13 protein-coding genes are annotated in these 13,950 nt (G+C 71.3%); 8 read left to right on the top strand and 5 right to left on the bottom strand.

The window, feature by feature from the left end; all coding sequences use genetic code 11:
- The first annotated feature begins 91 nt into the window (after window positions 1-91).
- The 3 genes from OG965_RS06350 (at window position 92) to OG965_RS06340 (ending at window position 3,081) form a co-directional block, all read left to right on the top strand.
- Window positions 92-334 carry a WhiB family transcriptional regulator gene (locus tag OG965_RS06350; RefSeq protein WP_371650006.1) on the top strand — a complete coding sequence of 81 codons (243 nt, stop codon included), beginning with the start codon at window positions 92-94 and terminating at the stop codon, window positions 332-334.
- Window positions 335-497: 163 nt separating this feature from the next.
- Window positions 498-1,583, top strand: coding sequence for a serine protease (locus OG965_RS06345; RefSeq protein ID WP_371650004.1), 1,086 nt, complete (start codon window positions 498-500; stop codon window positions 1,581-1,583).
- Window positions 1,584-1,773: 190 nt separating this feature from the next.
- The gene (locus OG965_RS06340; RefSeq protein WP_371650002.1) at window positions 1,774-3,081 is read left to right on the top strand and encodes a S1 family peptidase; all 1,308 of its coding nucleotides are present in this window, start codon (window positions 1,774-1,776) and stop codon (window positions 3,079-3,081) included.
- A 192-nt stretch (window positions 3,082-3,273) separates the two neighbouring features.
- Here OG965_RS06340 and OG965_RS06335 read toward each other — a convergent pair whose 3' ends face one another.
- Together OG965_RS06335 and OG965_RS06330 are read right to left on the bottom strand one after the other, a co-directional pair.
- Window positions 3,274-4,014: a hypothetical protein gene (locus tag OG965_RS06335; protein WP_371650000.1), complete on the bottom strand. Its 741-nt coding sequence runs from the start codon at window positions 4,012-4,014 to the stop codon at window positions 3,274-3,276.
- A gap of 287 nt (window positions 4,015-4,301) precedes the next feature.
- Entirely contained in the window at window positions 4,302-4,655 is a 354-nt protein-coding gene (locus OG965_RS06330; RefSeq protein WP_371649998.1) for a hypothetical protein, read from the bottom strand.
- A gap of 43 nt (window positions 4,656-4,698) precedes the next feature.
- Between OG965_RS06330 and OG965_RS06325 the strand changes: the two genes are divergently transcribed.
- The 4 genes from OG965_RS06325 (at window position 4,699) to OG965_RS06310 (ending at window position 9,229) form a co-directional block, all read left to right on the top strand.
- Window positions 4,699-6,873 (top strand): FGLLP motif-containing membrane protein, encoded by a 2,175-nt coding sequence (locus tag OG965_RS06325; protein WP_371649996.1) that lies wholly within the window; start codon window positions 4,699-4,701, stop codon window positions 6,871-6,873.
- Between the two features lie 135 nt (window positions 6,874-7,008).
- Window positions 7,009-7,806 (top strand): class I SAM-dependent methyltransferase, encoded by a 798-nt coding sequence (locus tag OG965_RS06320; protein WP_371649994.1) that lies wholly within the window; start codon window positions 7,009-7,011, stop codon window positions 7,804-7,806.
- A gap of 296 nt (window positions 7,807-8,102) precedes the next feature.
- Window positions 8,103-8,588 carry a lamin tail domain-containing protein gene (locus OG965_RS06315; protein ID WP_371649992.1) on the top strand — a complete coding sequence of 162 codons (486 nt, stop codon included), beginning with the start codon at window positions 8,103-8,105 and terminating at the stop codon, window positions 8,586-8,588.
- Window positions 8,589-8,887: 299 nt separating this feature from the next.
- Window positions 8,888-9,229, top strand: a complete 342-nt coding sequence (locus OG965_RS06310) for a hypothetical protein (RefSeq protein WP_266990060.1) — start codon at window positions 8,888-8,890, stop codon at window positions 9,227-9,229.
- Between the two features lie 80 nt (window positions 9,230-9,309).
- Here OG965_RS06310 and OG965_RS06305 read toward each other — a convergent pair whose 3' ends face one another.
- A complete protein-coding gene (locus tag OG965_RS06305; RefSeq protein ID WP_371649990.1) occupies window positions 9,310-10,140 on the bottom strand; it encodes a hypothetical protein in 831 nt (276 codons plus the stop codon).
- 314 nt (window positions 10,141-10,454) lie between these two features.
- Here OG965_RS06305 and OG965_RS06300 point away from each other — a divergent pair, with 314 nt between their 5' ends.
- Complete coding sequence (locus OG965_RS06300) at window positions 10,455-11,546, top strand: glycosyltransferase (protein WP_371649988.1); 1,092 nt, start codon at window positions 10,455-10,457, stop codon at window positions 11,544-11,546.
- Between the two features lie 15 nt (window positions 11,547-11,561).
- Here OG965_RS06300 and OG965_RS06295 read toward each other — a convergent pair whose 3' ends face one another.
- Window positions 11,562-12,692: a PP2C family protein-serine/threonine phosphatase gene (locus OG965_RS06295; RefSeq protein ID WP_371649986.1), complete on the bottom strand. Its 1,131-nt coding sequence runs from the start codon at window positions 12,690-12,692 to the stop codon at window positions 11,562-11,564.
- Between the two features lie 71 nt (window positions 12,693-12,763).
- Window positions 12,764-13,765 (bottom strand): 2,3-diaminopropionate biosynthesis protein SbnB, encoded by a 1,002-nt coding sequence (sbnB, locus tag OG965_RS06290; RefSeq protein WP_371649984.1) that lies wholly within the window; start codon window positions 13,763-13,765, stop codon window positions 12,764-12,766.
- Between the last annotated feature and the right edge of the window lie 185 nt (window positions 13,766-13,950).

Raw genomic sequence — 13,950 nt, 5'->3', positions numbered from 1 at the left:
ATTGAACGGTCCGTCAGCGGCTGACGTAACAACGCGCAAGACCCCTAAGGGAGTCGATCGCGTCACTCGTTGCCGAGGAGGGAGTCTTCTTGTGAATTGGCGAAAGCGTGCGGCGTGCCGTACGGAGGACCCGGAGCTGTTCTTCCCGACGTACAGCAGGCGTTTCGCGGACCAGCAGCTGGCAGAGGCCAAGGCGATCTGCCGCAGATGCCCGGTCACCACCGCCTGCCTGCAGTGGGCGCTGTCGAACAACGAGAAGCGCGGAGTGTGGGGCGGGCTCAGCGAGAGCGAACTGCGGAGGGTGAGGCGGCGGACGGGTGCGGAAGTCGCCTGACGCAGGCGGGCCCGATCGCGTATGCGTGACCGGGTGCGTGACCGGGTGACTGAACGCCCGGGGGCGCGGCGCCGTATCAACCGGTCAGTAGCGTGCCGCGCCCGAGGAGGGTCCCGTGCCTTTTCGCCGTCTCAGCCGTCGCCTCCGGAGGACGGCCGCATGGTTGCTCGTCGCCGTGGTGGCGGGCGGACTTGCGTACACCGTCACCAAGAACTCCACGCGCCCACACGGTGGTTCCGGCTCGATCGGGTCCGCCGACCCGGCCGGGGCCGCCCGGCGTGCCGACCCGGGGCGGACGCCGGGCGGGTGGCAGGACTGGAACGTGCGGGGCTGGCTGCGCGGTGCGGCGGACTTCGTCAACCCCGTGGTCGACGGGCTGTGGGGGCCGGAGCGGATGGCCGGAGCCGCCGAGGGCGAGCGGTCCTTCGACGGCAGCGCCATGCCCCGGGGAGTCTCCGACCCCGAGCCGGACGCCGTGAGCGCGCGGCCCGTCGCCCGCCCGTACGGCGAGCAGGCGCCCACGGCCGGTCGGCTCTTCTTCGACACCCCCAAGGGGCCCGCCGCCTGCTCCGGCACGGTGGTGCGCGATCCCGCCCGCCCCGGCCGGTCCAACCTGGTGTGGACCGCCGGGCACTGCGTCCATTCGGGCAAGGACGGCGGATGGCTCAGGAACATCGTCTTCGTGCCCGAGTTCGACAAGAGCGGGCCGGCGACAGCGGGCGGGCGCAACAGCGCGGCGCCCCTGGGGATCTGGTGGGCGGACTGGGCGCAGACCTCCCAGCAGTGGATCGACCATGGCACGTCCAGCGCCGGGGCGGGCGCGGCCTTCGACTTCGCGGTGCTCCACGTGCGGCAGGCGGCCGGTGCGACGCGGTCGCTGGAGGAGACCGTCGGGGCGGCGGCGGACGTCGGCTTCGACGCCGAACTCTCCGGTTCCCGGAGCCTGGTCGACATCGTGGGGTATCCGGCGGGGCGCCCCTTCGACGGCTCGTCCCTCTTCCACTGCGCCGACCGGCCCGGCTCGTTCTCCGTCGCCGCCGACCAGCCGGACATGTACCGCATGGGCTGCACCATGACCGAGGGCTCGTCGGGCGGTGGCTGGCTGGTGCGCCGGGGTGACGGCGCGCTGGTCCTCGTGTCCAACACCTCGCTCGGCTCCCACCCGGCCGCCTGGCTCGCGGGGCCGCATCTGGGCGCGGACGCGCGCCGCGTACTGACGTCCGTGAGCGGGCGGTTCGCCGGGAGTTGACGGATCGGCGGTGGGGCCACCGGGGTGCGGGTGGGTGGTGCGTGCGGGCGGTGTGTGCGTTTGCTGACCAACCTTCAAAAATGTTCTTTCGCAATCACGGTGAACACCACACCCGTCCCATCCGTACCTAGGACTGCACACCTTCCGCCGATCCCCATCGGCTACGGAACACATCCCAGGAGGCGGCGAGTTGACTCACAGGCGCATACCCAAGCGGCGGGCAGTAATGGCAGGAGCGGGGGCCGCGGGCCTCATCGCGGCGGCTGTACTGCTCCCACGTGCGAACGCGTCACAGGCGCAGCCCGAACCCCCGTCCGGGGCCACGGCCGGGAAGGCGAACGCGGCCTCGGCCGCAGCCGCGGTGCGGGGCCTGGCCCAGCAACTCGGCGACGCGTTCGCGGGCTCGTACTACGACGCCGCCAAGCAGCAGGTCATCGTGAACGTCGCCGGTAACAACAGCAACGCGAACGCACAGGTGAAGAAGGCCGGGGCGGTGCCGCGCGCGGTCCGCAACAGCACGGCCGAACTGCGCTCGGCGGCGCACACCCTCGCCCGTACGGCGACCATCCCCGGCACCGCCTGGGCCGTCGACCCCCGGACCAACCGCATCGTGGTCTCGGCGGACCGGACGGTGAAGGGGGCGCAGTGGACCAGACTGGAGAAGGCCGTCCGGTCCCTCGGCGCGGACACGGCCCGGATCCAGAAGTCCGCCGGGCAGTTCAAGCCGTTCAGCGAGGGCGGTGACGCCATCTTCGGCGGCGGCGCACGTTGCTCCCTCGGCTTCAACGTCACCACCCAGGACGGCAAACCGGGATTCATCACCGCGGGCCACTGCGGTGTCGCGGCCAAGCAGTGGTCGCTGAGCGCGAACGGGGCGCCCGCCGCCACCGTCCAGAAGGCGACCTTCCCCGGCAACGGGGACTTCTCCCTGCTCACGTATGACGACGCCGCCACGGAAGCCCCCAGCGCGGTCGATACGGGGGCGGGCAAGCTGGTCGAGATCACCGGGGCGGCCGACGCGTCCGTGGGCGAGCGCGTACTGCGCATGGGCAGCACGACCGGGTTGCACGACGGCAAGGTCACCGGTCTCGACGCCACGGTGAACTACCCCGAGGGCACGGTCACCGGGCTCATCCAGACCGACGTCTGCGCCGAACCGGGCGACAGCGGCGGCTCCCTGTTCACCGCCGACGGCAGCGCGGTCGGGCTCACCTCCGGTGGCAGCGGGAACTGCACCGCCGGCGGCGAGACGTTCTTCCAGCCCGTCACGACCGCCCTCGCGGCCGTGGGCGCGACGATCGGTGCGGGGGGCCAGGGATCCGGCGCCTCGGGCGGAGAGGGTGACGCAGGCGGCGCGGGTGGTGCAGGCGGCAATGGCGGTATGGGCGACGCGGGTGCTTCCGGTGGCGCGGGTGCCTCAGGTGGCGCGGACGGTTCGGGACAGCAGGGGGACGGAGTGATCTCCACGGATCCCGCATCCGGCTACGCCCGGCAATGAGAGAGGCCCACTGAGAACATCCACTGAGAACACCCACTGAGGACAACACATCCACTGAGGACAACCACTGAGAACAACCCGGCGGCCGTTCTGTTCGACAGACGGCGGCCGGGTTCTTCCCACGGACGTGGCCACCCCGTTTCAGGTGCCTCGGCACCGGGGTGGCCACGGCGCGGTGGGGGCGCGGTCCCGTCAGACGGTCGCGGGCGCGGGAGCCGTAGCGGGGGCGGCCACGGCTTCGGCGGTGGGTGCCTCGGTCTTCTCGGCAGGGGCCGGGTTGCGGTGTGCCGTGTAGAAGACGGAGCCCTGCTTGCGCTCGCGCTCCAACTCGCCCTTGGCGACGAGTGCTTCGAGGGTGTTGCGGACCACCTGGGGGCTGGTCTGGCGGTCCGGGTGGGCGGTTGTCAGTTCGGTGAGGATGTCGGCGACCGTACGGGGCTCCTCGTGGTTCGCGAAGAGGCCGAGCACCAGCTCACGCAGGGTGGGTCCACCGCTCTCCGTGCTCTTGCCGGCCGGCTTCTTGGCCTGTGCGGCAGCCTTCTTGGGGCTCTTGGCCGTCTTGGCCGTCTTGGCCGCCTTGGTCTCCGGCTTCTGGGCCTGAGCCTTACGAGGCCTGGGCACCGCTGCGACGGTGGGTGTGGCCGCGGGGGCGGGTGCTGCGGCGGGGGCCGATGCCTTGGCCGGGGGCTGTGCTTTGGTGGTGCGCTTGCGCGTTGCTGTCGGCGTCTGCGCCGCCGCGGCGGCGGTGCCGCCGAGGGTGTGCTGCATGGTTTGCAGCAGACCGTGGTCCCGCTCCAGGTCTTCGAGTTGGCCCTTCAGCGAGTCGAGTTCCGCGCGGATACGTGACTGGTCCTGCTGGTTGGCATCCAGATCCGCGGTGACCCGCGCCGCGTACTGGTCCTTGAGTGTGGTGAAGTCCGGCTCGTCCGCCATGAGAATTCGCTTTCCTCGTGCTGGATGTTGCCGCCGGATGCTACCCATCTCTGCGGCAACAGCACAGGTGAGTGTGCACAAGATTCACACGTTGGAGACACCACGGGCCATAAACCGTCCCTTCGCGACAGGGGTTTGGCCGGGGGTGTCGGTCCAAGGGGCGTGCGGCAGGCACCCATTTCCGCCGTTGCGCTCCCATGCGCCGTACCCACGAGGGAAACGAAGGCGTGGGGCCGGGACGTCTAACAAGTGCACCCGAACGGGGACGGTCTGGGGAGGCCGTGCGGTTACGAGGGGGACACTGTGGGACGCAGGCGGAAGACGCGCGGGTTACCGATGGCGGTGCTGACGGCGCTGCTCACGATGGTGCTGCTCGCGGGGATGGCGGCACCGAGCTTCGCGGGCGTGCCGGGCCGTGAGCAGGGGACGAGGGCGGCGGCAGGGGCGACGTCGCCGCCGCCATCGCCCGGCCCGACGCCCTCCGCCTCGGGCCCCGCACCCTCCAAGTCCAAGGAGAAACAGTCCCCTTCGAAGCCACCGCCGCCACCATCGGAGGTGGAGCCCACCCCGTCGGCGCCGAAGCCGTCGGTGCCCACCCCGTCGGCGCCCAAGCCCTCCAAGTCCACGGTGAATCCGACCAAGCCCGTGCCTTCCGGCCCTTCCACCCCTCCGACCCACCCTCCCGTGACTCCCGTGCTGTGGCCGTCCTCGGAGAAGGTGCAGCAGGGCAAAAACGTGGTCGTGTCCGGCAGTCACTTCGACTGCGGGACGGGCGAAGGCACCAAGGCGGGCCCGCTCACGCTGACCGGCGACCTACCGGTACCGATCGCCGTACGGACCGACGCGTCCGGCGGTTTCTCGCAGTCGGTCAAAGTGGCCGAGAAAGCGCCCCTGGGCAGGTACGAGGTGGTCGCGACCTGTGACGCGCGCCCTTCCGTGACCCAGGAGACCTCCTACGAAGTGGTGGCGGCCCCAGTGGTGACACCACCGCACCCCAACCCGGTCCTCGCCCTCTCGCCCAGTTCGGGGGCGCCCGAGACCAAGGTGAAAGTCTCCGGCGAGGGGTTCCTGTGCCGAGGACCCGCCCGCCTCCTGTGGGACGGGGCCGACCTGCCGGGGACCGGCGCGACCCCCACGGCGGACGGCAAACTGGCCGCCTCCTTCTCCGTACCGCCCGGCGCCGGTGCCGGTACGTACAAGGTGACGGCGACCTGCGAAGCGGCGCCCCTGGGCGCCGGGCCGGTGGGGGCTCGGTCGGTGGCCGCCGCAGGCGTCGTCGCGGCGTCGCAGACCTTCACGGTGATCCAACCGCCCATCACCCCGCCGCCCGTGGGGACGTACGAGATCACCATCCACATGACCGACTACCCCGCCGCCTGCACCTGGGGCCGGATCCTCATCGACGGCAAAGGCCTGCTCGACCCATGGCTGGACGCCGACTCGTACAAGGGCGACGCCGAGCCCGGCCGCTGGAGGTTCATCGATCTCCATGCCTACATTCCCCCGGACATGAAGGGCTACCAGCCCGTGGACCTCGACTGTCCCGGGCGTGCGGTGGAACGGGCGGGGACCATCGACCTCCCGCCCGAGCCGTTCACCGCGTTCTTCCTGCCCAAGGGCTCGCCGGTCGCGCCCCACACCGAGGACAGGACCGGCGTCCTGCCCAAACCCGACCTGCCGGGGATCACACCGCCCCCTCCGCCCCCTCCCGCCTCCGGCACACCGGGCCCCCGTCCCACCCCCTCGGACGACGTGAGTGGCGTGCCCGAACCCGAGCCGACCCCCTGGCCCAGCGGACCCACGCAGGAGCCGAAGCCGCCTGTGGGCCACGACCGTCCGGGCGATCTGGTGGGCAGTATGCCCACCCCGGCGGAAGTGTCCTGGGCGCTCAAGGACATCGCGGGATCGGTGGGTATGGCCGCCTGGTTCCTGCTGCTCGTGCTCCTGCTGGAGAAGGCGTTCCCCTCGCAGCTGGCGGACAACGCGCTGAGCCGTCGGTGGCGCCGGCGCCGCGAGGAACGGTCGGCGCGGGCGAGTGCGGCCCGGCTGCCCGGCTGGGTGCGGATGGGCACCTTCGCCCTGCTCGGTGGCGCGCTGGTCGTCTGGGCCGATGCCACGGCCCGCTGGAGCGCGCCCACCGTGGCGAAGGTGCTGGGAGCGGCGGTCGGCACCCTGCTGATCCTGGTGACATACGAGAAGACGAAGGACTCGCTGCTGCGCCCCGGGCGGGGAGGTATACGGGCCGAGCTGCGGGTGGTTCCCGCGGGCCTGCTCCTCGCGGCTCTGATGGCGGCGCTCTCGCGCGGCCTGGCGTTCCCCGTCCCGTACGTCTACGGCCTGGTGGCGGTCTACATGGTGCTCGGCGCCGTGCCTCCCGGCTCGCGCGACCCGCGCCACGCCATGCCGAAGGGGCAGGCGGTGATGGTCGGCGGCATCAGCGTCCTGAGCGCTTCTCTGCTGGTGTGGGTCCTCGGCACACCGCTGATCGAGGAGGGCCGTACGGCCGGTCCCAGCAGCTTCCACCACGTGCTCGCGTACACCGTCGGTCTGATGGTCGTCGGCGGTATAGAGGTCGTGGTCTTCGGGATGCTGCCGCTCTCCGGCATGGACGGCCACGTCCTGAAGAGCTGGAGCAAACCGGCCTGGTACGGCCTGTATCTGCTCGCCCTGACCCTGTTCTTCCACGTCCTGCTGAACTCCGTACATCCCGGCCTCGGCCCGGGGTTCGTGGTCTCGAAGGATCTGCGCTGGTGCACCCTGGCCATCGCCACCGCCCTGTTCCTGGCGGCGTGGGTGTTCTCACTGGGCCTGCGCAGGCACGTGGCGAGGCTGGAACGCAGGGCGGCGGCGGTGGGCTGAGCGTCGTGCTGGGCGGCACCGGAACACCCTTCGCCGGGGCGCGCGGTCGGCGGAGCGGCGGCGTGCGCGGTGCGGGGACGGCGTCGATGATGGGAGCCCTGTGCCGTGTACGTATGCGAGAGACGGGACCCAGTGATGCCGCAGGATCGAGCGGGTGGACCGGCCGAGCCGTCGTCTCCGGAAGCGGGGCGGGCCTGGTCCGGGCACGAGGGGGCGGAGGCGTTCGCGGCGGTGGAGGCGGGCACCGACTGGCTGCTCGGCTATCCGTTCGTGTTCAAGGCCCTGTCCGGGGCGGGCCGGGAGGGCGGGGTGCTGCTGGACTTCGGCTGCGGGCCGGGCCGAGTCGCCGGTCACGCGGCCCGGGCGCTCGGGATGCGGATCATCGGTGTGGACGCGTCGCCGGACATGCTCGCGCTGGCCCGGGAAGAGGGCACGCCCGGGGCTGAGTACCACCTGGTCGCGGATGGCCGGGTGGGCGGGCTGGCGGACGCCTGCGCGGACGCGGCGATGTGCAACCACGTGCTGGCGTCGCTCCCCGACGAGCGGACGGTGCTGGAGGTGTTCACCGAGATCCACCGCCTGCTCCGGCCCGGGGCGCCGTTCGCGCTGCTGACCACGGACCCCGTCTGCGCCGGTATCGAGTACGCGTCGCTGCGGGTGGGGGAGTCGGGTGTCAGCTACGGCCCCGGCGAAGCCATGCCCGTACGACTGCGCCGTACGGACGGGACGTGGCAGTCAGTGCGGAACCACGCCTGGCCGGTGGAGACGTTCCCGCCGTTGCTGGAACGCGTGGGCTTCACCGATGTGGCACAGCACCATCCGACGCCGGACGAGGCGGTGGGGGTGGCCGACCCGGAGCATGTGCGCAGCCGCGACTGGTCCGCCGAGCGGCTGCGCCCCCCGCTGGTGGTCACCACCGCGGTGAAGCGTTGACGCCGGGCGCGAGGCAGGGGCTGCCCTCCCAGGGCGGGCGGCTCGCCACGACGCGCGGTGTGCGGCGCTGTTACGAAGGAGCCGCGCGTCCGAGCGGAGGGCGTATGCACACTGGGAGTTGACATAAGTGGTGGTTACGGAAATGTCCTGAATTTGTAAAGAGCGTCGGGTCGGCGGGTCCTGATCGCTCCGGCGGGCCAAAGTGTGGGTCCTCGGCACCAGCCGGGAACCTGGCCCGCTCCGTCACCGGCCCGATCAAGGCCTGGTCCGGGGCTTGTCCTTGAGAGAGCACGCACATGTCTGCTTCGCGCACCAGCCGCCGTATCTTCGCCACCGTCCTCGCCGCCGGCACCCTGATCGGGGCCGCGGCCCTGCCCGCCGCGGCGGACGGCCACCACCGGCACGCTCCCCGCTCCACTGTGGTCATCGGCGAGGTGCAGTACAACAGCCCGGGCCGCGACGACCACTCGAACCGCAGCCTCAACGGCGAGTGGGTGGAGGTCATGAACACCGGGCGCCACGCCGTGAACCTGCGCGGGTTCACCCTCACCGCGAGCGACGGCGCCCGCTACCGCTTCCACGCCATGCGCCTTGAGGGCCACTCGACGGTCAAGGTCCACTCGGGCATGGGCCGTGACAGCAGCCACGACGTCTACCAGGACCGTCACAGCTACGTCTGGGACAACCACCGCGACACCGCAACCCTGCGCAACGACAACGGCCGGATCCTCGACACCGCCATGTGGGGGCGTGCCCACCAGGGTGGACACCGCCACCACTGACACCCGTCGGTGACCGGCCCCGACACAGGGGCCGGTCACTGCCCAGCACCACCGCGCGGCGCACCCCGCGGCCACACCGGCCGCCGGGTGCGCCGCGCTTCGTCTGTCCCCGCGAGCGCGGTCGGCCTCGGCGTGACGGATTCCGCGAATCGGTACAACTCCGGGCGGAGGAGCGGTGGTTGGGCAGTCGGGAAGAGCCTGAAACGCCGTTCGTCATCGTCTTCCAGCAGGACGCGAGTACACCTCAATCGCACTAGTCTCGCTCGCTCAAGCTGAACATCCTTTGAGATGGAGGGCATATGAACGACAGGACGAAGAAGCTGGGCGGCATGGCTTCGGCGGTGGGTCTGCTGGCGGCCGGTGTGATGCTGGGCGTCGCTCCGACGGCGAACGCGGCGGTCGGCCCGACGGGGTGCAGTGCGTATGTCTCGCACACCAACGACCATGTTGCCGTGGGCTGGTGTTCGCACGGCAACGGAACCTGGTACGTACAGGCCAAGTGCGCCGGTCCCGGCAGGGTGAACGGCCCGTACAAGGGGGACCAGGGGTACCGCAAGCTCGGCCGGGAGAAGGCGTCGACGCTCAACTGCGGCACGTCCGGCTACCCGCTGGAGATGAAGGTCGTCAACGTCAAGCCGTGAGCCGACGGGCTCCGGCCGGACGGGGAGACCCCCGCGTATGGCGCCGGACAGCGGCACGCGCGGGGGTCTCCCTCACGAACTCAGGAGGTTTCGGGCCTTCCTGCGTTGGACGGTGTGGCGCGGAGCGTGCCCGCTACCGGTGTGGCGAGTGCGGTCCAGCCTTCGTCCCAGGTGAAGGTCGTGCCGTTGGTGTCGCCATGGGTCTGGAAGACCGTGCCGGCTGTGGTGACCACCTTGATCCAGGTGTCGTTGCCGTGCGAATCGATGGCGATCCCACAGACGTTGGCCGGGTAACGGGGGTTGTCGGCGTTGGTCAGATCAGTCCAGACGACCACACCCCCTGGCGTCGCCTGCCGGCCGGCGAACGCCTTCCCGTTGATGAGCACCGCGCTGAAGGTCTCGGTGCTCGACGGGGCGTTGCTGTCGATCTCGTAGCACGGTCCGGTCGGGCCCGTGGCGCCAGTCGCGCCGGTGGCTCCGGTCGCCCCCGTTGCTCCGGTGGCTCCAGTCGCCCCCGTGGCGCCGGTGGCTCCGGTCGCGCCGGTGTGGCCGGTCGCACCCGTTGCGCCCGTGGCTCCGGTCGCCCCGGTGGGACCCGTGGGTCCGGGCGGTCCCTTCGGGCCCTGCGGTCCGGGTGGGCCCTGCTGGCAGTGGTCGTCGTCGCCGCCCATGGCGGGACGCGCGGCCTTCGCGTCCGGCCAGTGCGTGGGTCGGCAGTGGTCGTCGTCTCCGCCTCGGTCTTCTTCACCGGATGCGACCCGGGTGCCCACGCCCTGAGGCGCGGCAGCCGCCGCCGGTACGGCCACGCCGGCCAGCACAAGGGTGAGCGACGCGACGGCGCTTCCGGCGAGCCACTTGCCACGCCTCGGCAGCGGACCGAGCCGTGACCCCGACCTGTAGTCAGAATTCACTTCCTGCTCCCTCTTCGAAAAGGTCTGGTGCGTTCCGTGAACGCATTCGAAGACATCCCCGTTCGGAAGGGACTCGTTCGCCCCGATCCCGCAGAACACGCGGGGGGGTCAGCGGTTCGGAGTAGTGAAACCACTCCGATGGGCCAGTGGGACACCGACGTGCGGGCCTGCGCGTACGCCAGAACGGGTGACCCTTCCCCCGCTCCGGCGTGGGTGACGCGGGCAGCCGACGCGTGGGTGTCACAGTGGGCCGCTGTTCGAACGACGCACCGGACCGGGTGGGTGATGCCGTGAAGCCGTCCATTTGTCTCTGCATGATCGTCAAGAACGAGGCGCGGGTCATCGAGCGCTGTCTCGCCTCGGTACGCGACCTGATCGACACCTGGGTCATCTCCGACACGGGGTCCACCGACGGCACGCAGGAGCTGATCCGGGCCGCCCTCGACGGCGTCCCGGGCGAGCTGTGGGAAGAGCCCTGGGTGAACTTCGGCCACAACCGCACCCTGAACATCTCGCACGCGCGGAACAAGGCCGATTACCTGCTGCTGCTCGACGCGGACCTGGTGATCCGCCAGGACGGCCCGCTCCCGGACCTCACCGCGGACGCGTACATGCTGCGCCACGAGGGCGACACCTCGTACCGCATCAAGCGCCTGGTCCGCGCCGATTTCGCCTGGTACTACGAGGGCGTCACCCACGAATACCTCACCTGCGACCGGACGACCGGCCAGGAGAACCTCGACGCACTGACGATCCGCGACTTCGCCGACGGCGGGTCGCGCCACGACAAGTTCGAACGCGACGCACGGCTGCTCGGCGCCGAGCTGGACCGCGACCCGGGGAACCACCGAACCGTCTTCTACCTGGCCCAGACCATGCGCGACATGGGCAGGACCGACGAGGCGATCGGTCTCTACCAGCGCCGCGCCGAGATGGGCGGCTGGGTGGAGGAGGTCTACTACGCGCTGCTCCAGGTGGGCGTCCTGCGCGCGGAGAGCGGTGACTGGCCGTCCGCGATGGACGCCCTCGTACGGGCCTGGGAGGTCCGCCCGGAGCGTCTGGAGGCCTGCTACGAGCTGGCGTCGAGGCTGCGCACGATGGGTCGTCACCAGTCGGCACACGCGATCGTCGGCGCGGGTCTGGACCGCGCCGCGCCGGAGGACCTCCTGTTCACCCAGCCCTGGGTGTACCGGTGGGGGCTGCTGTTCGAATTCTCCATCACGGCCTACTGGACCGGTGACTTCGCGGCTTCCCTGCGGGCCTGCGACCGGCTCCTCGCCCTGCCGGACCTGCCCGAGTCCTATCGGAAGCAGACCCGGGCCAACCGCCGGTTCGCCGAGGAGCGGCTGGCGGGTGCGGCGGCGGGGGCGGGTCGTGGGGCGGGTGCGGCCGTGCCCGCTTCGTAAGCCTCACCCTCACCCTCACGCCAACCGCTCAATCGCCACCATCGCGGCGTCGTCCCCCAGGCAGTGCCCCGCCGCATGGGTGAGCAGGTCGTCGCAGAGGTGGTCGAGCAGGGCGCGGGGGCCCGTGCCCGACCAGGCGGCCAGGCGTTCCGCCAGGGGGTAGAACGCCCCCGTCTCGTCACGCGCCTCGATGACGCCGTCGGTGTAGAGCAGCATGATGTCGCCCGCCTCGAAGACGAAGGTCTCCGCGGCGAAGGTCTGCGCCGCGATGCCGGACCCGACGAGCTCCGAGAGGCCGAGCGGCGGTGCCGGATGGGCCACGTCGAGGCGGATGACCCGGCCGCCGCGCAGGAGCAGGGGCGGCGGGTGCCCGCAGTTGACCAGGCCGAGGGTCTGTCGGTCGTCGGGTACGTCGAGCACCGCCGCCGTGATGAACGCCTCGCCCGGGTCGTCGGCGCCGTCGCCCGCGGAGGCGTCGTCCAGGTCCGGGGTGACGGCGCCTTCCAGATAGGCCACGAGGCCGGACAGTTCGGCCTCCTGGTGGGCCGAGGCCCGGAAGGCGCCCAGGACGACGGCCGCGTCCCCCACGGCCTCCAGGCCCTTGCCGCGCACGTCCCCGATGAGCAGCCGGGTGCCGTGGGCGGTGCGGGCGGCGGCGTAGAGGTCACCCCCGATCTGCGCCTCCGCCTCCGCCGCCAGATACATCGACGCCATGCGCAACGGGCCGATGCGCTCCCGCAGCGGCCGCAGCACGACCTGCTGCGCGGCCTCGGCCACCGAACGCAGTTGGACGAGTTCCTTCTCGCGCACCTCGCGCAGATGGGCGAAGAGCGTCACGAACACCGAGATCAGGATCAGCGAGATGATCTGGACCGAGTGGTTGAGGTTGGTGGCGCTGCTGCGCACCATCGCCACCACGACCTGCGCGAGGACGGCGACGGCCCCGACGAGACCCGTGGTCCGGGGCCCGGCGAAGGAGGCGGTGAGGGCGGGCGCGGCCACCAGGAAGGGCCCGAGGTGGACGTCGGGCGGAGCCAGGATGTCGCTCACCGTGACGAACGCGATCAGCGCGAACGGCGCCGCGAGCAGTGCGTGGCGCAGTCGGCGGTACGGGTAACGCCGCGCGCTCAGTGCCCGAAGATCCATGACTCCTGCTTACACCGCACCGTGGCCCGGATCCCCCAAGCCCGGCCGACGCGACCGTGAAGTCCTGCGAGTCACCAGCGCGTGGTCTCCCCGATGAAGTCGGGGATCTCGACGGCGCTGCCCCGGCGCCGGGCCTCGCCGAGGAGGTGGTGGCCGACCGCCAGGTCGAGGATGCCGAGGCCGAAGGGGGAGAAGACGGTGGGCTTGGCCGGGTCGAGCGTGACCTTGCCCTGGAGCAGCGCCCCGAGCGTTCCCGTGATGAAGTCGCGCCCGCCGGTGAGCTGTTCGGCCAGGTGCGGCGACGTGTGCGCCTTGAGGCAGTGATCGACGTCGTCCACCACGTTGTTGCTCTTGAGCAGCAGCTCGGGCGCCAGGTCGCGCAGCGACACGTTGAGCAGGACCTGGCCGGGGCGCAGCGGGGTGTCGCCGCTCACGTAGGGCGTGGCGGCCGTGGTGGCGAAGACGACGAGGTCCCGGGTGAGGGCCTCCGCCAGGCTGCCCGTGGCGACCGGGACGCCGAGACGCTCGGCGGCGTGCGCGGTGAGGTGGCCCGCGCTGGTGGCGTCCAGGTCATGGACGAGGACGTCCGCGACGGCGACGCCGTTCGCGTGGAGGTAGTCGAGGATGGTGCGGGCGATGACTCCGGCCCCGACGGAGGAGACCCGTACGGGCTGCTCGGCGGCGACCAGTTCGGCGGCGGCGACCGCGGCGGACGCGGCGGTGCGGGCCGCGCTGATGCTGGCGGCTTCGAGGCAGGCCAGCGGGTACCCGGTGGCGGAGTCGTTGAGCAGCAGGGTGGCCGAGGCGCGTGGCAGCCCCTGCTGGATGTTGTCGGGGAAACTGGCGATCCACTTGATGCCGATGGTGTCCACCGTGCCGCCGAGGTAGGAAGGCAGCGCGATGACACGGGCGTTGGGTTTCGCGGGGAAGTGCAGGAAGCAGCTGTCCGGGTTGACCGACCGGCCCTGCTCGTGGGCGATGTAGGTTTCGGCGACGATGCGCAGGACGTCCTTGTGCGAGTCGGCGAGGATGGCGGACACTGCGGCGCCGGGTACGACGGTGAAGTCGGCCATGGGGTGTCTCCTGTTCCGAGAGTGCGACTGCGGTGGACTGGGGCTGGGGGCGCCGGGTGTGTCACATGGTCGTGATTCGTCCGAGCGCGGCCAGGTCGCTGAAATGTGCGCGGGCATGCCGAAGGAGGGAATGCCGAAGGACGGAATGCCAAGGGAGGGAATGCCGCCGAGCCGCGAATTCCCGG

Source organism: Streptomyces sp. NBC_00224, from assembly GCF_041435195.1.
Lineage (GTDB): Bacteria > Actinomycetota > Actinomycetes > Streptomycetales > Streptomycetaceae > Streptomyces.
The sequence above is the reverse complement of the archived record's forward strand: the minus strand, read 5'-3'. Positions and strand labels throughout refer to the sequence as shown.